Consider the following 19982-nt stretch of genomic DNA (forward strand, 5'->3'; position numbering starts at 1 on the left):
CTTTTTCGTACCTGTTGATAAGTATTCAACTTTGCATCACCCCGACGTCCACGCCAGAACCTTATAGGTGCGGCGTGAAACCCTAAAACCCTTCCAGCTCCTCAGTGTCCCAGCGCTGGGCCTTGATGGCCCGGTAGAGCATGCCGATGGTTAACGGCAGTTTGTCGCCGCGACCTTTGGCCCTGCGTTTGAGGAACACGTCGTAGCCTTCGTGCTGGAAGTAGCGATAGGCGTCGTAGTCGATGAAGTCGATGGCGAACTGTTCTTCCAGTGCTTCCATCAGGTGTCTCACATCCGAGCCGTCGCAACCGAGGTCGAAGTTGATCGAGGTGGTGAGGCTGATGGTTTTGCGTTCGGGCAGGCCGAGTTCTTCGTGCAGCAGCTGCATGAGCAGGTGCATGACGTGGTCGTCGGGGAAGTTGGGGGCGAGGTGCATTGCGGGGCGTCCGGTTGGGCTTAGGCGGATTTTATTGGCCGTCGGGCTTGGGGGGAAGGGCGGACGCAGATATTGGTGGTTCGTCTTGTCGGTACTTTGCGAGCACTTCTTCTCGTGTAGGAAGTGGTTTGTCGAGGTCTACCGGTGACGTGTCGAATCCGGCGAGGCGTAGGCTGGCCAAGTAGTTTGAGCGGCGGACTTTTTCGTAATGCGCTTGTTTTTGTTTGAAGGTTAATTGGCTCATGGCGGTGGTCCCGGGGCTGCTGTTTCTTTCACTTATGTTTGAAAACACGCGGCGCGTTCATCGCTGGCAAGCCAGGCTCCTACAGGAACGTGGCGTGCCTGCGAGTGGGGTGTGTCAGGTAGGTGCTTTCCAGTTCAGCATGCGTTGCTGGGCGACTTGGAGCAGGTCGCGGCCGTCTTGAGTCAGCAGGTACAGGGCGTGGGTGATATGGGGAATGTCTTTAACGTCGCCGTGCTTGAAGCATTGGCAGTGCAGGGTTTCGAGCAGGTCGCTGGAGGTTCGGATGCGCTGAAGGGCAGCTTCGAGGATGTCTTGCGGGTCGGCCTCTGTGTCGATGATCAGAACCGGGGTGTCGGTGAAGTTGGTTTTGGTGGGGCGATAGCGATCTGCAAACGGATCTAATGTGTTCATGGTTAGTTCTCTGTATGGATCAAATGAACCACACCAACCGTGACCAAACGATGGGTGGCGGACTGTGTTCAGGTTGGTCAACCGGCGAGAACACCCGGCACGCTCGAAAGCGTCCCAAACACAGCCGCCATAAAGCGTACCGACATGTTAGTGCCGGCAGCATACAAGGGGATGCGAATGTTCCCCACGCGCTTGTCAGGCGTGTCGAATAGAGCCGCGGTAACACGTGCGCCAGACTGTGTAGGGGATTTCGTGATCTTCGATTCACATTTGAACGCCATCAGCCATGGAATCGCATCACGGGCCTTGCGCCGTTCTCCCTGTATCATGCCGTATCCTTTTTGCGCCCGACCTTTTCTCGACCCGCCGTTTTGCCGCGCTAGGCTTCAGGCATCTGCGCGGTCAATGGAGTGACAGTTTATGCACAACACCCTTGAACAGGTCTTTGGTTATCCACAGTTTCGGCCCGGCCAGGAGGTGGCGGTCAGCGCGGTGTTGGCCGGGCGGTCGGCGGCGGCGATTTTTCCTACTGGGTCCGGCAAGTCGTTGTGTTATCAATTGTCGGCCTTGCTGCTGCCGAATCTGACGCTGGTGGTCTCGCCGTTACTGGCGTTGATGCAGGACCAGTTGGCGTTCCTGGCGCGTCACGGCATTGCGGCAGCGAGTATCGATTCGGCGCAGAGCCGCGATGATGCCAACGAGGTGATGGCGCGGGCCCGCTCCGGCGAGTTGAAGATTTTGATGATCTCCGTGGAGCGCCTGAAGAACGAACGTTTTCGCAACTTTTTGCAGCAGGTGCCAATCTCGTTGTTGGTGGTGGACGAGGCGCACTGTATTTCGGAGTGGGGTCATAACTTCCGTCCGGACTATTTAAAGCTGCCGGCCTATCAGCGCCAGTTCAACATTCCACAAGCTTTGCTGCTGACCGCCACTGCAACGCCGAAGGTGATCGCCGACATGCAGGCGAAATTCGCCATCGCCCCGGCGGATGTGGTGACCACCGGTTTCTACCGACCCAACCTCAACCTGCTGGTGGAGCCGGTGCGTGGCCAGGACAAGCGTCGGCGTCTGGTCGAGTGGATGGGCCAGCGCGCCGGGCAGCCGAGCATCGTTTACGTCACGTTGCAGAAAACGGCCGAACAGATCGCTCAGCACCTGGCTCAGCACGGCATTCAGGCCGAGGCTTATCACGCAGGTTTACCCCACGAGCAACGCGAAGCGATTCAGCGCCGGTTCATGGGCGGGCAGTCCAATTGCATCGTCGCCACCATCGCTTTCGGGATGGGCATCGACAAGAGCGACATCCGCAACGTGGCGCATTTCGACTTGCCGAAATCCATTGAAAACTACAGCCAGGAAATCGGTCGCGCCGGGCGTGACGGGCAGTCCTCCGACTGCCTGGTGCTGGCCAACCGCGACAGCCTCAATGTGCTGGAGAATTTCGTTTACGGCGACACGCCGGAGCTGGAAGGCATTCGTTGTGTGCTGGATGAACTACAAGCAGCCAGCCCCGATGGTCAGTGGGAGTTTCTGCTGGGACCGCTGGCGGATCAGAGCAACATTCGTCAGTTGCCGCTCAAGACCTTGCTGGTGCAGCTGGAGCTGCGTGGTTTGATCGCGCCGCGTTATGCCTATTTTGCGGAGTACCGCTTCAAATTTCTGGTCGAGCCCGAAGCCTTGTTGGCGCGTTTCGAGGGCGAGCGGCGGGACTTCGTGTCGGCGATTATCCAGACGTCGAGCCGCGCCAGGACCTGGGCCACGGTGAATTTCGACGCGTTGTATTTACAGCATCAGGCCGAACGAAATCGCGTGGTGAAGGCGCTGGATTATTTCCAGGAAAAGGGTTGGGTGGAGCTCGAAAGCAAGCAAATGACAGAGGTCTACAGCCTGCTGATGACAGATTTCGATGCGCAGGCGCTGAGCGCCGAATTGCATGCGTACTTCACACAGCATGAGCGCACCGAGATCGCGCGGATCCACGCGATGCTCGATTTGTTCGCGACCGAGCGTTGCCTGGGTTATCGACTGGCGCAGTACTTCGGCGATGAAAACGCACCGCAGCGGTGTGGGCATTGTTCGGTGTGCCATGGCCAGGTTGCACGTCTGCCAGAGCCTCCCGAGTTGCCGGCGCTTGTGGATAAAAATTTCCAGGCACTGTGCGGCGATTTTATCCACAGGCATGAGCAGTACAACGGGAGTCTGCCGGGTGCGGAACGACTGACGCGGTTTTTGTGCGGGATCAGCGTGCCGCTGTTCACCAAACTCAAGGCTCGGGCGATTCCGGGGTTTGCGGTGTTGGAGGATTACCCGTATGCAGAGGTGAGGGCGTGGGTTGAGGCGAATCTTTAGGCCAAAGCTAGCGGGCAAGCCTGCGAATGACCCTGAGTCTCGCCCGATCGTGGAGGTCACAGCGATTACACTGCTTGCCCATTCTCTGAGAGACCACTCAATGACCAACCGCATGCCGCAACGCACTGACTACCGTCACTTCCAGCCGATCATCACCCGGTGGCATGACAACGACGTTTACGGCCATGTGAACAACGTCACCTACTACAGCTTTTTCGACACGGCGGTGAACACCTACCTGATCGAGGTGGGTGGGCTGGATATTCATGACGGTGAGGTGGTGGGTTTTGTGGTGAGTTCGGCGTGCGATTATTTCGCTTCGATTGCTTTCCCCGAGCGTATCGAAATCGGATTGCGGGTGGGCAAGTTGGGTAACAGTTCGGTGCAGTACGAGTTGGCGGTGTTCAAGGCGGGGGAAGAAGACGCCTGTGCGGCGGGGCGGTTCGTGCATGTGTTTGTGGATCGGGCGTCGAATCAGCCGGTGGCGATTCCTGCCGGGTTACGCGGGGCGTTGGAGCAGTTGCTGGTGTGAGGTCGTCGGCTACAGTGAAGACTTCTGTAGCCGCTGCCTTGGGCAGCGGCTACAGATCGCATGTCAATCCCGGTCTTCCCAGTGGCGGTGATGCTTGTGATGCCCCCAGGCATGGCCGCGGCCGCGGTGCTCATCATAATCACGGTAGTAGCGGCGATCACCACGACCGCGGTAGTCGCGATCCTCACGATAGCTTTCATTGCCCATATGGTTACCCAGCGCACCGCCCACGCCGCCGCCGGCTGCTGAGCCGATCAGGCTGCCGCTGGTGCCGCCCAGGCTGCGGCCAACCACGTTGCCGCCCGCAGCACCGAGTGCGCCGCCAATGGCCGCCTGGCCACGGCTACGTCTGTCGGCTCCGACCGCACTACCACCCGCGCCGCCCAGGGCTGCGCCAATGGTAGAACCGGTGTTGCCGCCTAACGACTGACCGACGACCGAGCCGAGAACCCCGCCCAATGCGCCGCCCACGCCTGCTTCGGCAGTGCCGCCGGCAGAAGCAATGCCACTGACCAGGCTAAGGGACAACAAGAGAATCGAGGAGTACTTCATGGGAGAGCCTCTAAGGGATGACGGCGCGATCCTGAGGCTGTGTTGAGATGCTTACAATCGAAATCCGACGAGTAACACGACTTGTGCACAATTCTATAAGTTACTGTTTTTTAGACGGAACTTAAGTGTTTTTCGCCGGTCTTTAGCTAATTCTGAAAGGCCGCTTTTATGCAAAAGCGGCCTTTTTTGTGGGCGTTTGAAAGGTTTCGTATTCAGCGGCGACGCGATCTTATGATCTTGCCTTACGCCGACTTTGCCATGATTAACCCGTTATCACTCGCCGCTTGCAACCGAATCGCGACGAACTTCGATGTTGGCGTGTGGCTGCCGTCGCCGGTGCTTTCCAGGGGCACCAGGGGATTGACCTCCGGATAGTAGGCGGCCGCTTGACCGGCGGGGATATCGAACGCCAGCAAGGTGAAGCCCTTGACCCGACGTTCGCGGCCATCATCCCAGATCGACACGATGTCGGCTTTCTGACCGGGTTTGAAGCCCAGGCGAATGATGTCGGCTTCGTTGACGAACAGCACATCCCGCTGACCTTTGACACCGCGATAACGGTCGTCCAGGCCATAAATGGTGGTGTTGTACTGATCGTGGGAACGCATCGATTGCATGATCAGGTCCGGCAGCACGCCAGTGGCGCGGGTGCGCTCGTGCACCAGATCGACCGGCAGGATGTTCGCGCGGAAGTTGGCCCGCCCCGACGGGGTGTCCCACTGACGTGCCCCGGCAGCGTTGCCCAGGTAGAAACCGCCTGGGTTCTCAATACGCTGGTTGAAATCCTTGAAGGCTGGAATGGTGTCGGCAATCAGGTCGCGGATGCGGCCGTAGTCGGCGACCAGCCAGTTCCAGTCCACCGGATGTGTACCCAATGTCGCGGCGGCGATGCCGGCAATGATCGACGGCTCTGAACGCATCTGTTTCGACAGCGGCTGCAACTGGCCGTTGGAGGCGTGGACCATGCTGAACGAGTCTTCCACGGTCACCGCTTGCGGGCCTTCAGTTTGCACGTCGATGTCGGTACGGCCCAGACAGGGCAGGATCAGCGCTTCTTTACCGTGAGCCAGATGGCTGCGGTTGAGCTTGGTGCTGATCTGCACGGTGAGGTCGCAGTTGCTCAGCGCCTGGAAGGTTCGTGTGCTGTCCGGGGTAGCTTGGGCGAAGTTACCGCCCAGACCGATAAAGACTTTCGAGCGACCGTCGAGCATCGCGTGAATCGCCTCCACCACGTTGTGACCGTTTTGGCGCGGTACTTTGAACTGGAAGCGCCGTTCCAGTGCATCGAGAAAGAACGCCGGTGGGCGCTCGTTGATGCCCATGGTGCGGTCGCCCTGCACGTTACTGTGGCCACGCACCGGGCACAGGCCTGCACCAGGCCGGCCGAGGTTGCCGCGCAGCAGCATCAGGTTGGCGATTTCCTGGATGGTCGGTACCGAATGGCGATGCTGGGTGATGCCCATCGCCCAGCACATGATCACGTTCTTGGCCTTGGCATACATGCGTGCGGCTTGTTCGATATCGCTCAGGGGCAGCCCGGACTGCTCGACGATCTGCGTCCATGAGGTGTCGTCGATGGCGGCCAGGTAGTCGAGCACACCACCGGTGTGTTCGTTGAGGAAGTCGTGGTCAAACACCGCCGGTTCATACGTCAGCTGCGCTTCGCGCTCCCATTGCAGCAGGAACTTGGCCATGCCTCGCAGCAATGCCATGTCACCGCCCAGTGCGGGTCGGAAATAGGCGGTGTTGGTCGGACGGTCACCGTTGGTGAGCATCTCGATAGGATGTTGCGGGTGTTGGAAGCGTTCCAGCCCACGCTCTTTGAGCGGGTTGACGCACACTACTTGAGCGCCGCGCTTCACCGCTTCGCGCAGGGGTTCGAGCATCCGCGGGTGGTTGGTGCCAGGGTTTTGCCCCAGGACGAAAATCGCATCGGCGTGTTCGAAGTCGTCGAAGGTCACCGTGCCTTTGCCCACACCGACGCTTTGCGCCATGGCCACACCGCTGGCTTCGTGGCACATGTTCGAGCAGTCGGGGAAGTTGTTGGTGCCGAAGGCGCGCACGAACAGTTGGTAGAGGTACGCCGCTTCGTTGCTGGCCCGGCCGGAGGTGTAGAACTCGGCCTGATCGGGGCTGCTGAGGTTCTGCAAGTGTTTACCGATCAGCGCGAACGCCGCTTCCCAGCTGATGGGTGTGTAGCGATCGGTTTCAGCGTCGTAGCTCATCGGTTCGGTGAGACGGCCCTGGTATTCGAGCCAGTAATCACTTTGTTCCAGCAATGAGCTGACGCTGTGCCTGGCGAAGAAGGCGCCATCGACCCGGCGCTTGGTGGCTTCCCAATTGACCGCTTTGGCGCCGTTTTCGCAGAACTTGACCATGCCACTTTCCGGTGAGTCACCCCAGGCGCAACCCGGGCAGTCAAAGCCGCCGTTCTGGTTGGTCTTGAGCATCATGCGGATGTTTTTCAGTGCGTTGTCGCTGGTCAACCAGGCTTGAGCGACGCTGATCAGTGCGCCCCAACCGCCGGCTGCGCCTTTGTAGGGCTTGTAGCGTTTGTAGCGCGGGGTTGGTTTTTGGTCGGTTTGAAGATGAGTGCTCACGCTTGATTTTCCATCGAAGGGCTGTAGACCCGCGGCGCACTTTTCTGCGGCAGGTGGATGAGATTGAGGTTGTGCCGGCGGGCCCATTGCAGGGCCAGGCCGGTGGGCGACGACAGGCTGACTAATGTCTGGATGCCTGCGCGCAAGACTTTCTGGATCAATTCCAGGCTGCAACGGCTGGTGACAATGGCCAGGCCGCCAGCAGTGGGGATGTTCTGCCGGATCAGCGCGCCGATCAGCTTGTCGAGGGCGTTGTGCCGACCGATGTCTTCGCGACCCAGCAGCAGTTCGCCCCGGTTGTTCATGAACACGGCCGCATGCACCGCGCCACTGTGCTGACCCAAGGGCTGGAAGGCACTGATGCGCTGACGCAAACCGTCGAGCCACTCGGCCGGCGGCAAGGGCGCGCCGGGCAAAACCTTCAGATCAGGCAATGCCTGCTCAACCGCCTCTACGCCGCAGAGCCCGCAACCGCTGGTGCCGGCCAGTTGGCGGCGTTGCTGTTTGAGGTTCCAGAAGGCGCGGCTGGAGATTTGCACTTGCGCGTATTGCGCCGGGCCGGATCCGCTGAGTTGCAGGTCGTAGATATCGCAGGCGTCGGTAATGATGCCGCTGCCCAGGCTGAAGCCGACGATGAAGTCCTCAAGGTCGGTCGGGGTGACCAGCATCACTGCCTGACTGATGCCGTTGTAGGCAATCGCCAGCGCAACTTCTTCAGCGAGCGCGGTGCTGGCCGATTCGGTTTGCGCAAGGTTGCAGTAGTGATAACTCTGACTGGCGGCGGGCGCAGGCGTTTCGACGGCAGGCGCCGCGCAGTCGGGGTGCTTGGCGTTCATGAGGAGTTACCGGCAGTATCAGGTCGTATTGACTACTGATAAGACTAGGCGCGTCAAAGTGTCGCGTCTAATCGCTAATACTGATCTGCCGATAGATGGCGTCGATCAAGAGTCTGTCGGTGATTTCTGATACAACGCAAAAACGGCCTCGGCCAAGGCTGAACGCGGCGCGCCGCGGCGCATGATCAGGCCCAGGCAGGCGAGGGTCTGAGCGCTTTCAATCGGTTGCAGACGCAGGTCGTCGATCAAGTCTTCAAGACCGCCTTCCAGGGGCATCACCGCACAGCACAGGCCACCGTGTACCGCTTGTAACAGCTGATGGACCGCGTCGGTTTGCAGCAGCGGTTGCGGGTTGAGGCCACGGCTGTGGAAGTTGTGGTCGATGGACTGGCGAAAGTGCATGCCGCTGGTGAGCATGCCCAGTGGTAATTCGATCAGCGCCTCCCAGCTCAAGGGTTTTTCGCCAAAGCTGAAGAAGCGTTGGTCGTAGAGCAGGCCCATGCGGGTTTCGCTAAAGGCCAGCGAGTCGAAGCGTTCGTTGTCCAGCCGCTCCAGATACGAAACGCCGAGGTCGAGGCGATTGCTCGCCAGTTGCTCAAGAATTTCTTCGGAGCTCAACGCCGAGAGTTCGAAGCGCAGGTTCGGGTGTTCTTTGTGCAAGCGTTGCATCAGCGCCAGCGGGTCGAAGCTCGACAGCGGTACCACGCCCAGACGCAAAGTCCCGACCAGGTTGCCACGACAGGCTGCGGCCTCGGCATGCAGGCCGTCGTAGGCCGCGAGCACGGTGCGGGCCCAGGCCAGCACACGCTCGCCCGGAGCGGTAAAACCTTCAAAGCGCTGACCGCGGTTGACCAGCGGCAGCTCGAGCTCTTCTTCAAGGCTGCGCAGGCGCATGGATAAGGTTGGCTGGGTGATGTGACAGCGAGCAGCGGCTTGGCCAAAGTGGCGGGTTTCGTCGAGGGCGATGAGGAATTTCAGCTGTTTGATGTCCATCTTCGCTCCAGGGCGCAGGCAAGGGAGCAATTCTAACGTGCTTGCAGTGCACTTGAGTCATTGGCCGGATCGCGCAACCTTGCCCGTGGCCATCGCGAGCAAGCCTCGCTCCTACGGACCGCGCTATCTGTGGGCTCGGGCTTGCTGGCGATGCAGTCGACTCGGTTTAAAGACCTGCTATCAACTCCCGATAATCCTCGACCGCCGCAAATTCCGCGGTGTCTTTGGGCTCTTTTTGGCTGTCCGGCTGGCTGACCGCCAGCAGATGCCCAACGCCGAAATTTCGCGCGCTGCGCAGGATCGGCAAAGTGTCGTCGATAAACAGGCTACGGGCCGGGTCGAAGCCGATATCGGCTTGCAAGGCATCCCAGAACTGTGGGTTTTCCTTGGCGAAGCCGTAATCGTGGGAGCTGATCAAACGCTCGAAATACGGCGCCAGTTCGATTTTTTCCAGCTTCAATGACAGCGAATCGCGGTGAGCGTTGGTGATCAGCACCACGCGCTTGCCGGCCTGTTTGATCGCAGCCAGAAAGGTATCGGCGTCGGGACGCAGGGCAATCAGATGGGCGGTTTCCAGTTTCAGTTCGCGCACCGGCAGTCTCAGTTCCGCGCTCCAGAAGTCCAGGCAATACCACTGTAACTGGCCGGCGTTGCGCTCGAACAACGGCTGCAACTCCAGTTCGGCCATGGCCCGGCTCACACCATGCAACTCGGCGTAGCGCTGGGGCAGGTGCTCCATCCAGAAATGGTTGTCGTAGTGCAGGTCCAGCAGCGTGCCGTCCATATCCAGCAGAACGGTATCGATGTCGCGCCAGGGTAATGAGGGCATGGAAAACTTCTCGAACAGTAGAAAGACATCCGACACAAATGATCGGCAACGCCGGGTACGCACTGATTTGAAAGTGTAGCGAGCGATGCGCGCAGTAGCTTTCAAACAGCCTGTATAGTAACGCGTTCACGCCAAGGAGCTTGTCATGCGCCAGAAACCCACCGTACTCGCCCGCGAGATCGTCGCCACTAGTCGATTGTTCTGCGTCGAAGAGTTGCAGTTGCGCTTTTCCAACGGCGTCGAACGTACCTATGAGCGACTGGTCAGCAAGGGTACCGGTTATGGCGCAGTGATGATCGTGGCGATGGTCGATGACAACCATGCGCTATTGATCGAAGAATATTGCGGCGGCACCGGGGAGTACGAACTGTCTTTACCCAAGGGCCTGATCGAGCCGGGCGAGGATGTGTTGGCAGCGGCCGAGCGTGAGCTCAAGGAAGAGGCCGGTTTTGGCGCACGTCAACTTGAGCATCTGACTGAGCTGTCATTGTCGCCCGGTTACATGAGCCAGAAGATTCAAGTGGTCCTGGCGACCGATCTTTACGAAGAACGACTTGAGGGCGACGAGCCTGAGCCGATGCGCGTGGATCGCGTCAACCTGCGGGAATTGTCTGCTCTGGCGCAGAACTCGCAATTCACTGAAGGCCGTGCCTTGGCGGCGTTGTACCTGGCCCGCGATCTGTTGACTGAGCGCGGGGTGTTTCAACCATGAGTGTGCACTCCATGAATTTCCCCCATCCGTTACTGGCCCCCGTCATCGAACTGGCGCGTCAAGCCGGTGAAGCCATCCTGCCGTTCTGGCGCGCCGACGTGGCGGTCACCGCCAAGCTTGATGACTCGCCGGTGACCGCGGCTGACATGGCGGCGCATCATCTGATCCTCGCCGGCCTGACGGCGCTCGACCCAAGCATTGCGGTGCTCTCGGAAGAAGACGCCGACATCCCGATGAGCGTGCGAGCCGGCTGGCAGCGCTGGTGGCTGGTGGATCCGCTGGATGGCACCAAGGAATTCATTTCCGGAAGTGAGGAATTTACCGTCAACATCGCGCTGATCGAACAAGGGCGTGTGGTGTTTGGCGTGGTGTCGATGCCGACCAACGGTCGCTGCTATTTCGGCGGTGCTGGCCTGGGTGCCTGGCGTGCAGACAAAGATGCCGAGCCGACGCCGATCCATGTACGGGACGTTCCGCCAGTAGGTGAAGCATTCACCGTGGTTGCCAGCCGTCGACATTCGAGCCCTGAACAGGAGCGTTTGCTGGCCGGGCTGAGTGACAGCCTGGGCGAGCTGCAACTGGCGAATATCGGCAGCTCGTTGAAATTCTGCCTGTTGGCGGAGGGGGCTGCCGATTGCTATCCACGCTTGGCGCCGACGTCGCAGTGGGACACCGCCGCCGCGCAAGGCGTGCTGGAAGGCGCGGGTGGCGAGGTGTTGAATTTGAGCGGCGAGCCGTTCAGCTATCCGGCGCGCGAATCCCTACTGAATTCATTTTTCCTGGCACTGCCGGCCAAAGCCGCATGGCGGGAGAAGTTGTTGGTGTTGGCCAGGTCTTGAGAGCGCTACAGGTTGATCGTTCCCACGCTCCGCGTGGGAATTTTGCATCCAGTGACGCTCTGCGTCACCCACGGCGGACGCAGAGCGTCCAGGGCGGCATTCCCACGCAGAGCGTGGGAACGATCAAACGATCAGCGCCAAGTCTACCGATGCAACACATACTGCCCGGTAAACGTTACAGCATCCTCATTGCTGCCGGCATTGACGATGCGTGAGTGCAGCGTCAGCCGGGCCCGCCCGTAGCGCTGGTATATCACCAGAAACTTCTTCCATACCGCTGCACTTGGCGCATCGCAAATTGCCATCGCATCGGTCGTGACCGGCAGCGGATAGCTGATGTGCCCTTCCTGAATCACGATATGCCCGTCTTCGATGCCCTCTTCACGCAAGCGTAAATGCAGCCAGCCCCAGCCGGCCAGTACCGCGCCGCAGTACAGGCTGCCGCCGAACATGGTGCTTTTGTGATTGACGTTGGCTTCCAGCGGCAAGTGCAAACGCAGTTGTTGTGCTTGCCAATCAAGCACTTTGAGACCCATATCCCGCGTGAGGGGGATGTCGCGATGCAGGACTGATTCCAGGTGACGACTGTCGCGGTTCATGCAGGGTCCCTTTGTTCAGGATGCTTTTTCAAGATTAGTCGGCGTGGCTCAATCGAGTTCGTCGGTGCCGCTGTTGGCGCCGCCATCGGCGAAGCTCAGACCGTGTTTGCGCAATTTGTCGTGCAAGGTCTTGCGTGGAATACCCAGCGCTTCGGCCAGGCTGCGCAGTGAGCTGTGGGAGCGTGCCAGCTCGGCAGCAATCAAGGTTTTTTCGAAGTTTTCCACTTGCTCGCTCAGGCCTGCGCTGAGGTTTGCGCTGATCGGCGCAACGCTGCCGTCCGGCGCGCTGTTATCCAGTGCCAGTTCCAGGCCGAGGGCGAAGCGTTCAGCGGCGTTCTGCAGTTCGCGCACGTTGCCTGGCCAGTTATGGCGCAACAGCGATGCCCGTTGCCCCGGCTGCAGTTCGTGGGGCGGCAGACCGTGGCGGGTGCTGGCTTCGTCGGCGAAGTGCTGGAACAGCATCAGCGCGTCTTCGCCGCGTTCACGCAGTGGCGGGATGCGCAGCGGCGCGACGTTCAGGCGGTAATACAAGTCGGCGCGGAAGCGGCCCTGATCCGCCGCCTGGCGTAAGTCTTCCTTGGTTGCAGCAATGATGCGGATATCCAGCGGGATCAGCTGATTGCCGCCCAGGCGCTCAACCACCCGCTCTTGCAGCATGCGCAGCAACTTGACCTGCACATCCAGACTCATGCTTTCGATTTCATCGAGGAACAGCGTACCGCCGTTGGCGAATTCGAACTTGCCGATGCGGCGCTTTTGCGCGCCGGTGAAGGCGCCCGGTTCGTGGCCGAACAGCTCGCTCTCCACCACCGACTCCGCCAGGGCGCCGGCATTGATCGCGACAAACGGCCCGTTGCGGCGGCTCGACAGGTCGTGCAGCGCGCGGGCGACTACTTCCTTGCCGGCACCGGTCTCGCCGAGGATCAACACATCGGCTTTGGTCGCCGCCAGGGCGCCGATCTGCTCGCGCAAACGCAGCATCGGTGCCGACTGCCCTACCAACCGGGTGCTGAGTTCATTGCGATCGCTCAGGGCCAGGCGCAGGCTGCGGTTATCCAGCACCAGCCGGCGCAGCGCCAGGGCGCGGCGCACGCTGTCGAGCAGGGCGTCGCTGGCGAAGGGTTTCTCCAGAAAGTCATAGGCCCCGGCACGCATCGCTTGCACGGCCAGCGGCACGTCGCCGTGACCGGTGATCAACAGTACTGGCAGTTCCGGGTCTTGCTCGTGCAGTTCGCTCAGCAGTTCGAGGCCATCCATACCGGGCATGCGAATGTCGCTGACCACCACGCCCGGCCAGTCGCGTTCAAGACGTCCGGCCAGGCCCTTGGCTTCAGCCAGCGGCAGGACTTTCAGCCCGGCGAGGTCAAGAGTCTGGCTCAGGGCCTGACGCAAATGTGGATCGTCGTCGATCAACACCACCTGGATGCGGTTGTCGATGTTCATGCACTGCGGTCCTCGGATGGTTGCAGATTGACTCCTGGCGCACCGGCGCGCAGTCGCAGGGTTAGCAGGGCGCCGCCATCGCGGTGGTTGGCGAACGACAGTTCACCACCAAAGGCGCGCATCAGGGTGTCGCAGATTGCCAATCCCAGCCCGAGCCCTTGGGTGCGGGTCTTGGTGGTGTAGAAAGGCTCGCTGGCGCGGCCAAGGGCTTCCATGCAAAAACCCGGGCCGTTATCGCGAATGTACAGGTTGACGCCATCGGCGGTGGATTCGGCACTCAACCAGAGTTTGCGTGGCGGGCCCTTTTCGGTCAGAGCGTCGAGGGCGTTGGCCAGCAAGTTGCCGAGCACCTGGCGCAGGCGGGTTTCTCCGGCCTCGACCCACAGGGTGGCGGCCGGCAGGTCGCGGATCAGCTCGACTTCCATGGCGCGTCTGCGCTTGGCCAGCAAGGCCAGCGCGTCATCCAGCGCCGGTTGCAGGGCGACGCTTTCCGGCGCGTGGCGGTCGCGGCGGGCGAAGGCTCGCAAGTGGGCAATGATCGAGGCCATGCGCCCGGTCAGTTCGCTGATCAGTTTCAGGTTGCCGCGAGCGTCGTCGATGCGTTCGTGATCGAGCAGAACTTCGGTGTTTTCCGCGTAGCTGCGAATCGCCGCCAGCGGTTGATTGAGTTCGTGGCTGATGCTCGCCGACATCGTCCCCAGCGCCGACAGCTTGCCGGCCTGTACCAGGTCATCCTGAGCGCGCACCAGTTCTTGCTGGGCGTGTTCGCGCTCCAGCACTTCCTGTTTGAGGCGCCGGTTGAGGCCTTCGAGATCGCTGGTGCGTTCGACGACGCGCATTTCCAGCTCACGACGGGCCTTGGCTTCGAAAGCGATGCGCTCCAGGTAATGACGCCGGCGCTGCATCATCAGACCGAGCAACAACATCAATACCAACAGCGTCGCGCCACCGATCGCGACCACGGTGCGCACCGGGCGGGCGATCAGGGTGCGCGGGGCGAGGATGCTGACGCTCCAACCGGTTTCCTGGATCTGCTGGGTCTGGGTCAGCCAGGCGTCGGGATTGAGGTCCAGAGGCTGCGGGTCGCGGGTCGGGTAGGGCTGGACCGTGATGATCGCCTGGCGCTCTTCGTCAGTCAGCGGACGGGTCGCGCGAAAACGCCATTCCGGCCGCGAGGTGAGAATCACCACGCCGTTGTGGTCGGTCATCAGCATTTGTTCGGGGGTTTTGCCCCACAGGCTTTCGGTGAGATCGAGGTCAACCTTGACCACCAGCACGCCGATGATCCGCTCGCCATCGCGTACAGCACCGGCAAAGAAATAACCGCGTTTGGCAGACGTCGTGCCCTGGCCGAAGAAGCGCCCCAAACGCCCGGTCATGGCTTCGCTGAAATACGGCCGGAAAGAAAAATTGCGCCCGACGAAGCTGTCGTGTTTGTCCCAGTTGGACGCCGCTAGGGTGTTGCCGGTGGTGTCCATCAGGTACATGACTTCGGCGCCGGTCTGGGCACAGATGTCTTTGAGCAGCTGGTTGGCGTTGTCTTGAGTCACGCGCTGTTGCGGCTCGGCGAGGGCGGCACGCAGGGCCGGCAGATCACCGAGGATTTGCGGCAGCACTTCGTAGCGATGCAGCGTGCCCAGCAGGTTGGCGACGTACAGGTCGAGGGTCTGACGGTTTTGCTCCACCAGTTCGCTGCGGTAGTAACGCTCGGCCAGGTGCTCCAGCGGCCACAACAATGGCGTCAGGCACAGTGCGAGCAGTGCCAGGCTGCGCCATCGGGGTCTGCGGGGGAGGGTTGGGGTCATGGGAGTCGAGCGCCTGTGGGTACAGGCGCATTATGCCTAGCCGTGAACGAGAACGCTCACGGGAACAGGTCGGCCTCTTGAAGGGTTTTGCCGGCCAGATCCTTTGCCGACAGCTGCGGCATTTCACTGAGCTGCCAGTCAATGGCCAGGGTCGGGTCGTCCCAGCGAATGCAACGCTCGGCCGATGGGGTGTAGTAGTCGGTGGTTTTGTAGAGGAATTCAGCGAAGTCGCTCAGCACCACGAAACCGTGGGCAAAACCTTCCGGAACCCAGAGCTGGCGATTGTTTTCAGCTGACAAACGCACAGCAACCCAGCGACCAAAATTCGGCGAACTGCGGCGGATGTCCACCGCTACGTCGAGCACTTCACCGGCAATAACGCGCACCAGTTTTCCCTGGGTGTTTTCAAGCTGGTAGTGCAAGCCGCGCAGCACACCTTTTTGCGAGCGGGAATGATTGTCCTGAACGAATTGCGTGTTCAGGCCGGTCGCCTCCTCGAAAGCCCTGGCATTGAAGCTCTCGTAGAAGAAGCCGCGCTCGTCACCAAATACCTTGGGTTCGATGATCAGAACACCGGGCAGGTCGGTGGTGACTACATTCATTGGTTTTCTCCAGCATTAGTGAACAGGTAATGGCCGTAATCGGCTTGCCCAGAGTGAGCATGATAGAGCAGTGCCTTGATCAGGCGATCAGATCTTTGAAGTCGCTGGCACCCAAGCGTTCGCCTTGATAGCTGCCGTCCTGGACCCGTTGGCACCACTCCAGGTTATCCAGATACCACTGTACCGTTTTGCGCAGACCGGTTTCGAAGGTTTCCTCGGGAACCCAGCCCAGTTCGCGCTCGATTTTGCTGGCGTCGATGGCGTAACGCAGATCGTGGCCCGGACGGTCCTTGACGAAGGTGATCAGGTCGGCAAAATTCGCAACGCCAGCAGGGCGCTGTGGCGCCAACTCTTCCAGCAGGCTGCAGATACCACGCACCACGTCGATGTTCTTCTGTTCGTTATGACCGCCAATGTTGTAGGTCTCACCGACTACACCTTCGGTTACCACTTTGAGCAGCGCCCGGGCGTGATCCTCGACGAACAACCAGTCGCGCACTTGCAGACCGTTACCGTACACCGGCAGTGGTTTGCCTGCCAGCGCGTTGAGGATAACCAGCGGGATCAGCTTCTCGGGGAAATGGAACGGCCCGTAATTGTTCGAGCAGTTGGTCAACAGCACAGGCAAACCGTAGGTGCGCTGCCAGGCGCGAACCAGGTGGTCGGACGCGGCTTTGCTGGCTGAATAGGGAGAGCTCGGCGCGTAAGGCGTGGTTTCGGTGAACAGGTCATCGACGCCATGCAGGTCACCGTAGACCTCGTCGGTGGAGATATGGTGAAAACGAAAGGCGGCTTTCTCGGGCTCGGCCAATGTCTGCCAATAGGCACGAGTAGCCTCCAGCAGGCTGTAGGTGCCGACGATGTTGGTCTGGATAAAATCCGACGGACCGTCGATGGAGCGGTCGACATGGGATTCGGCCGCCAAATGCATGATGGCATGGGGCTGAAACCGTGCCAGCACGGCGCTGACGGCGGCCTGGTCGACGATGTCGGCCTGTACGAACTCATAGCGGGTGTCGGTGGCGATGCTGGTCAGCGACTCCAGATTGCCGGCGTAGGTCAGCTTGTCCAGGTTGAGCACTTCGTGTTCGGTGTGCTGAATCAGATGACGGACCAAAGCCGAACCAATAAAACCGGCGCCGCCGGTAATGAGAATGCGCATGTCAGGAGCCTTCTTCCATAAGACGGGTATAGAGCGAATGGGGCATAGCTTGTCGGCAGGTGAGGGGCGGTGCAAGAGGGGCGTTGGTCAGATTTTGGAGAAGGTTCGGGATTGAGGTCGTTTGGGAGGACGCTTTCGCGGGCAAGCCTCGCTCCTACAGGGGACGGTGGCGCTTTTGTAGGAGCGAGCGGTGCGGCGATCCGACTTGCCCGCGATGGCGATAGTGCTACCACCTTGATGCTGGGCTTACCCAGTACTTATTGTTCCTGGCTGAAAAACATCGGATTTTCTGCACGGAAGGTTTTAAAGGTCTTGTGCCTCCAACGTTCCTCCTCGGAGCCATCATCGGCTTCATCGACCTCGCCAAAGTACCAATGCTCGGACTCAAACCTTTGCCCATCCTCATCCTCGTGAACAAAGTGGAACCCTGCTTCATTCATTCCTGCAGGAAGGGTTAAACCCCAGTCTGCGGCGAGGCTTTTGTCGGTGATACGGGTTTGGCAGAAGTATTCGTAGTCGAACGGTAATACATGGCCGCGATAGCGGCTCATGTCGGTGTAGATGCATATTTCACTGGAGAACATGGAGGGAGTGATAACGCAGGCGACTACTCGACAGTTGATAGTATCGTCAGGTCTGGCCTGGAGTAGGTGGTGGGCGGCATTGATCAGTTGTTGGGCGCATTCTTTCTGGATGGCGAAGGTTGTTTGTTTTCCTTCTACCAAGGTTTCCAGAACAGGGATCTTGTCCTTGAGATAACCATCTTCCAAAGACAGATCTTCGGGGAAGTATCCTTTGTAGCTGGCTGCCCACCGGATCAACGCCCTGAGGCGTCTTGGGATGTTGCGTACTTTTTTGTCTGAAAGGGCAATTCGGCGCATAAGTAGTGTTCTATGTCGTGGTCTAGTTGGATTTATGCGTAGCTGGTTAAAAAAAGCTCTAGATTCTTGGGTAACTCCAATGAGCAGGCTTTTTCTATATCGCTGATCTGTTGTTCGGTGAGGCGATAATCGAAGGCGCAATAATTGTCTGTTTGCCAGCCCATGATGGGTACGAGATCGATTGTCGAAATGGGCAGGTTTTTTTCAAAGCATGGGAAGTCTTCACCACGCTGAACACCCATGACCATGTGTAAGAGGTTCTCTTTCATCTGGGCTGTCACCATTGATCCCTATAGGCGAATCCCAATTGATAGTCGTGAGCACTTATATCGATGGTATGGCTAAAGTAAGGCTGAATGAGTGCTACCCATTCTGCAGGTACATCAAATACCCCTTGGTTTACAGTATCGTATGGTTTCAAATCCAATGACTCGATAACCGCCCCATCGTCCCCGAAGTCCTGTGAATAGACTTCTCCTTCACAGAATTCCGTGATTTTGTTGAACCAGTGCAACTTCAGTCTTAAATCCATAGTGCTCTCACAAATACTTTTTAATATTCCGGCCCTTCTTTGCCTATAAATGTCCAATTGAAGTGATTGCAGGCGTAATGGGCATGCATTATGCTGTTCCCGCTTTAATTAAATAGCTGTATTGTATTCGGCTTCTGCAACCGCCGTTCTTGCCAAAATTAAATGTCCTTGCGATTTGTTTTATGCCAAATGTCTTTATAGTCAAATGCAATCGTGTAGTCATAAGCGTCTAGCTCAATAATATGTTCGAAAAATGGTTGCACCAAAGGTAGCCAGTTTTCCAATAGTTCAAAGCAACCATTGTTGATGTTCTCATCAGGAGGCAGGCCGAGCGATTTCATCACCAAATAGTCGTCCTGTAGGTCCTTGGAGCGCTCTGTACCAACGCCGAGTTCCGAGCTTTTGTCGAACCATTGCAGTCTTAGCTTTAATCCCATTAGGTCCTCACAAATATTTTTTTATATTTCGTTTTTTTGAAGCGGGCTTTAGCTGTTCCCCGGTTATATGGTTGAACGCGCCTAAATGGCTACCGTCGCTTGCTCGATACACTTCTAACTCACCATGCTGAGAGTCCCATTCGTAAATTTTTCGCCCTTTTGCATCGATCCAGCGCTCTCGTAACCCTCCACCACCTTGTCTCGGCGTTTTCGGTTTGGCAGTTTGCAATCCGATGAAGCCGGTTATTTCTTCAGTATCTGGAGCCTGACGGTATTTATGATCGCCAGGCCGAACACTCACCACCACATAAAGCGGCCTAACCCCCGAGTCCGCCGGGAACACCAGGATGAAATCCTGATACTCCGGTGGGTAGATCGGGTTGACCAATATGTCGTTGCTGGCCTCTGTCGGAGGATAGACCCAGATGTTCGGTGCTTGTGGCGCGGCTTCCAGTGCCGGGATGCCGAGGGTGTCGGCGGGGTTGAGGGCTGGGGTCCAGATCAGTTCCAGGCCGTCGCCGAACACCGCTACTTGTTGGCTGCCGCGGGGCTGGAACTGGATAACATCGATCATCTGCCAGTCGGCGTTTTTGCCGGTGTAGAAGCCGTAACCCTTGAGCGTGCCGTCGGCTTGTTGCTCGACGCGCAGGCGCACCCGTGAGTTGGCTTGCTTGAGCGAGCGCAGCTGTTCTTCGCTGTAGAGGGCGCTGTCGCCGAGTTCGGAGGGCCAGAGCAGGGCGACCAGGCCGGTCAGCAGGCCGGCGGCGACGGTGCCGCCGGCTGCTACTGTGACACTGCTGACCGATGATCCGGCCAGAGCAAGACCACCCAGGCCGACCGGTAATGCACTGCCACTGATTTTCTTTAACGGGACGGCGCCGGAGCTGTCGGCCTCACGTGCGCCCAATAATGCGAAGTGGCCGTAATCCTTCAACGCATCCAGGGGGACGAAACCGGAGGGATTGGCGTAGCTGATGATGCCGTCTGGCAGGTTGCAGGACTTGGCGAAGACGCAGCCCAGTGGCGTTACGGGCTCAGGATCAGATGGTGTGTTCTCGAAGAGCTCGGCAATGGGTGGATACAGTTCTGCCGACGGCTGCGGTGTCAGGATGCGGCGGCGCAGTTGATCGTTGTAGGTCAGTGGGTATGAGCGTTCTGGCATGAGTGACTGGCTTCCCTGTCCAAGGA

21 protein-coding genes and 1 pseudogene are annotated in these 19982 nt (G+C 59.1%); 4 read left to right on the plus strand and 18 right to left on the minus strand.

Annotated features, from left to right (window positions below):
- Window positions 1-82 precede the first annotated feature (82 nt).
- The 3 genes and pseudogenes from AC07O1_RS00380 to AC07O1_RS00390 form a co-directional block, all read right to left on the minus strand.
- Entirely contained in the window at window positions 83-436 is a 354-nt protein-coding gene (locus AC07O1_RS00380) for a DUF1493 family protein (protein ID WP_495087588.1), read from the minus strand.
- An 88-nt stretch (window positions 437-524) separates the two neighbouring features.
- Window positions 525-680, minus strand: a pseudogene (locus tag AC07O1_RS00385) (YhfG family protein); the annotation flags it as partial.
- A 114-nt stretch (window positions 681-794) separates the two neighbouring features.
- On the minus strand, window positions 795-1091 hold the full coding sequence (locus AC07O1_RS00390; protein ID WP_495087589.1) for a hypothetical protein: 297 nt from the start codon (window positions 1089-1091) through the stop codon (window positions 795-797).
- A gap of 420 nt (window positions 1092-1511) precedes the next feature.
- On the opposite strand from AC07O1_RS00390, the gene AC07O1_RS00395 reads away from it, so the two are divergent.
- Both AC07O1_RS00395 and AC07O1_RS00400 read left to right on the plus strand, forming a co-directional pair.
- A complete protein-coding gene (locus AC07O1_RS00395; RefSeq protein ID WP_495087590.1) occupies window positions 1512-3440 on the plus strand; it encodes a RecQ family ATP-dependent DNA helicase in 1929 nt (642 codons plus the stop codon).
- Between the two features lie 100 nt (window positions 3441-3540).
- A complete protein-coding gene (locus AC07O1_RS00400) occupies window positions 3541-3972 on the plus strand; it encodes an acyl-CoA thioesterase (protein WP_495087591.1) in 432 nt (143 codons plus the stop codon).
- Window positions 3973-4035: 63 nt separating this feature from the next.
- Here the strand turns inward: AC07O1_RS00400 and AC07O1_RS00405 are convergent, their stop codons facing one another.
- From AC07O1_RS00405 to yrfG, 5 genes are all read right to left on the minus strand, one after another.
- A complete protein-coding gene (locus tag AC07O1_RS00405; protein WP_495087592.1) occupies window positions 4036-4524 on the minus strand; it encodes a glycine zipper domain-containing protein in 489 nt (162 codons plus the stop codon).
- A gap of 242 nt (window positions 4525-4766) precedes the next feature.
- The gene (locus AC07O1_RS00410; protein WP_495087593.1) at window positions 4767-7124 is read right to left on the minus strand and encodes an FdhF/YdeP family oxidoreductase; all 2358 of its coding nucleotides are present in this window, start codon (window positions 7122-7124) and stop codon (window positions 4767-4769) included.
- Window positions 7121-7960, minus strand: coding sequence for a formate dehydrogenase accessory sulfurtransferase FdhD (fdhD, locus tag AC07O1_RS00415; protein ID WP_495087594.1), 840 nt, complete (start codon window positions 7958-7960; stop codon window positions 7121-7123). The genes AC07O1_RS00410 and fdhD overlap by 4 nt, the downstream gene beginning before the upstream one ends.
- Before the next feature lie 105 nt (window positions 7961-8065).
- On the minus strand, window positions 8066-8953 hold the full coding sequence (locus AC07O1_RS00420) for a LysR family transcriptional regulator (RefSeq protein ID WP_494994410.1): 888 nt from the start codon (window positions 8951-8953) through the stop codon (window positions 8066-8068).
- Window positions 8954-9119: 166 nt separating this feature from the next.
- The gene (gene yrfG, locus AC07O1_RS00425; protein WP_495087595.1) at window positions 9120-9782 is read right to left on the minus strand and encodes a GMP/IMP nucleotidase; all 663 of its coding nucleotides are present in this window, start codon (window positions 9780-9782) and stop codon (window positions 9120-9122) included.
- 145 nt (window positions 9783-9927) lie between these two features.
- Here yrfG and nudE point away from each other — a divergent pair, with 145 nt between their 5' ends.
- Entirely contained in the window at window positions 9928-10494 is a 567-nt protein-coding gene (nudE, locus tag AC07O1_RS00430) for an ADP compounds hydrolase NudE (protein WP_494994408.1), read from the plus strand.
- Between the two features lie 11 nt (window positions 10495-10505).
- Complete coding sequence (gene cysQ, locus AC07O1_RS00435) at window positions 10506-11333, plus strand: 3'(2'),5'-bisphosphate nucleotidase CysQ (RefSeq protein WP_494994486.1); 828 nt, start codon at window positions 10506-10508, stop codon at window positions 11331-11333.
- A gap of 143 nt (window positions 11334-11476) precedes the next feature.
- On the opposite strand, the gene AC07O1_RS00440 is transcribed toward cysQ, so the two are convergent.
- The 10 genes from AC07O1_RS00440 to AC07O1_RS00485 all read right to left on the minus strand — a co-directional run bounded on the left by AC07O1_RS00440 (window position 11477) and on the right by AC07O1_RS00485 (window position 19956).
- Window positions 11477-11932 carry a thioesterase domain-containing protein gene (locus AC07O1_RS00440; RefSeq protein ID WP_495087596.1) on the minus strand — a complete coding sequence of 152 codons (456 nt, stop codon included), beginning with the start codon at window positions 11930-11932 and terminating at the stop codon, window positions 11477-11479.
- 48 nt (window positions 11933-11980) lie between these two features.
- On the minus strand, window positions 11981-13375 hold the full coding sequence (locus AC07O1_RS00445) for a sigma-54-dependent transcriptional regulator (protein WP_495010994.1): 1395 nt from the start codon (window positions 13373-13375) through the stop codon (window positions 11981-11983).
- Entirely contained in the window at window positions 13372-15180 is a 1809-nt protein-coding gene (locus AC07O1_RS00450; protein ID WP_495087597.1) for a sensor histidine kinase, read from the minus strand. The genes AC07O1_RS00445 and AC07O1_RS00450 overlap by 4 nt, the downstream gene beginning before the upstream one ends.
- A 56-nt stretch (window positions 15181-15236) precedes the next feature.
- Window positions 15237-15782 carry a dTDP-4-dehydrorhamnose 3,5-epimerase gene (rfbC, locus tag AC07O1_RS00455; protein ID WP_495087598.1) on the minus strand — a complete coding sequence of 182 codons (546 nt, stop codon included), beginning with the start codon at window positions 15780-15782 and terminating at the stop codon, window positions 15237-15239.
- Window positions 15783-15861: 79 nt separating this feature from the next.
- Window positions 15862-16944, minus strand: coding sequence for a dTDP-glucose 4,6-dehydratase (rfbB, locus tag AC07O1_RS00460; RefSeq protein WP_494994403.1), 1083 nt, complete (start codon window positions 16942-16944; stop codon window positions 15862-15864).
- Between the two features lie 257 nt (window positions 16945-17201).
- On the minus strand, window positions 17202-17825 hold the full coding sequence (locus tag AC07O1_RS00465) for a DUF3916 domain-containing protein (RefSeq protein ID WP_495087599.1): 624 nt from the start codon (window positions 17823-17825) through the stop codon (window positions 17202-17204).
- A 32-nt stretch (window positions 17826-17857) separates the two neighbouring features.
- Window positions 17858-18094 (minus strand): DUF7683 domain-containing protein, encoded by a 237-nt coding sequence (locus AC07O1_RS00470; protein ID WP_495010997.1) that lies wholly within the window; start codon window positions 18092-18094, stop codon window positions 17858-17860.
- Between the two features lie 8 nt (window positions 18095-18102).
- Entirely contained in the window at window positions 18103-18357 is a 255-nt protein-coding gene (locus tag AC07O1_RS00475; RefSeq protein ID WP_495087600.1) for a colicin E3-like toxin immunity protein, read from the minus strand.
- A gap of 158 nt (window positions 18358-18515) precedes the next feature.
- On the minus strand, window positions 18516-18794 hold the full coding sequence (locus tag AC07O1_RS00480) for a colicin E3-like toxin immunity protein (protein ID WP_495087601.1): 279 nt from the start codon (window positions 18792-18794) through the stop codon (window positions 18516-18518).
- Between the two features lie 7 nt (window positions 18795-18801).
- Window positions 18802-19956: a colicin E3/pyocin S6 family cytotoxin gene (locus AC07O1_RS00485; protein WP_495087602.1), complete on the minus strand. Its 1155-nt coding sequence runs from the start codon at window positions 19954-19956 to the stop codon at window positions 18802-18804.
- Window positions 19957-19982 lie beyond the last annotated feature (26 nt).

The sequence above is a fragment of the Pseudomonas sp. GW821-FHT07G10 genome, assembly GCF_059418545.1.

What these genes read in the sequence shown, in the direction of transcription:
- AC07O1_RS00390 (WP_495087589.1), bottom strand. Translation starts at nt 1,091, where the DNA reads ATGAACACATTAGATCCGTTTGCAGATCGCTATCGCCCCACCAAAACC.
- AC07O1_RS00420 (WP_494994410.1), bottom strand. Translation starts at nt 8,953, where the DNA reads ATGGACATCAAACAGCTGAAATTCCTCATCGCCCTCGACGAAACCCGC.
- AC07O1_RS00475 (WP_495087600.1), bottom strand. Translation starts at nt 18,357, where the DNA reads ATGGATTTAAGACTGAAGTTGCACTGGTTCAACAAAATCACGGAATTC.
- AC07O1_RS00380 (WP_495087588.1), bottom strand. Translation starts at nt 436, where the DNA reads ATGCACCTCGCCCCCAACTTCCCCGACGACCACGTCATGCACCTGCTC.
- yrfG (WP_495087595.1), bottom strand. Translation starts at nt 9,782, where the DNA reads ATGCCCTCATTACCCTGGCGCGACATCGATACCGTTCTGCTGGATATG.
- AC07O1_RS00400 (WP_495087591.1), top strand. Translation starts at nt 3,541, where the DNA reads ATGACCAACCGCATGCCGCAACGCACTGACTACCGTCACTTCCAGCCG.
- AC07O1_RS00470 (WP_495010997.1), bottom strand. Translation starts at nt 18,094, where the DNA reads ATGAAAGAGAACCTCTTACACATGGTCATGGGTGTTCAGCGTGGTGAA.
- AC07O1_RS00445 (WP_495010994.1), bottom strand. Translation starts at nt 13,375, where the DNA reads ATGAACATCGACAACCGCATCCAGGTGGTGTTGATCGACGACGATCCA.
- AC07O1_RS00480 (WP_495087601.1), bottom strand. Translation starts at nt 18,794, where the DNA reads ATGGGATTAAAGCTAAGACTGCAATGGTTCGACAAAAGCTCGGAACTC.
- fdhD (WP_495087594.1), bottom strand. Translation starts at nt 7,960, where the DNA reads ATGAACGCCAAGCACCCCGACTGCGCGGCGCCTGCCGTCGAAACGCCT.
- AC07O1_RS00465 (WP_495087599.1), bottom strand. Translation starts at nt 17,825, where the DNA reads ATGCGCCGAATTGCCCTTTCAGACAAAAAAGTACGCAACATCCCAAGA.
- AC07O1_RS00485 (WP_495087602.1), bottom strand. Translation starts at nt 19,956, where the DNA reads ATGCCAGAACGCTCATACCCACTGACCTACAACGATCAACTGCGCCGC.
- AC07O1_RS00395 (WP_495087590.1), top strand. Translation starts at nt 1,512, where the DNA reads ATGCACAACACCCTTGAACAGGTCTTTGGTTATCCACAGTTTCGGCCC.
- AC07O1_RS00440 (WP_495087596.1), bottom strand. Translation starts at nt 11,932, where the DNA reads ATGAACCGCGACAGTCGTCACCTGGAATCAGTCCTGCATCGCGACATC.
- nudE (WP_494994408.1), top strand. Translation starts at nt 9,928, where the DNA reads ATGCGCCAGAAACCCACCGTACTCGCCCGCGAGATCGTCGCCACTAGT.
- AC07O1_RS00450 (WP_495087597.1), bottom strand. Translation starts at nt 15,180, where the DNA reads ATGACCCCAACCCTCCCCCGCAGACCCCGATGGCGCAGCCTGGCACTG.
- rfbC (WP_495087598.1), bottom strand. Translation starts at nt 15,782, where the DNA reads ATGAATGTAGTCACCACCGACCTGCCCGGTGTTCTGATCATCGAACCC.
- AC07O1_RS00405 (WP_495087592.1), bottom strand. Translation starts at nt 4,524, where the DNA reads ATGAAGTACTCCTCGATTCTCTTGTTGTCCCTTAGCCTGGTCAGTGGC.
- rfbB (WP_494994403.1), bottom strand. Translation starts at nt 16,944, where the DNA reads ATGCGCATTCTCATTACCGGCGGCGCCGGTTTTATTGGTTCGGCTTTG.
- cysQ (WP_494994486.1), top strand. Translation starts at nt 10,506, where the DNA reads ATGAATTTCCCCCATCCGTTACTGGCCCCCGTCATCGAACTGGCGCGT.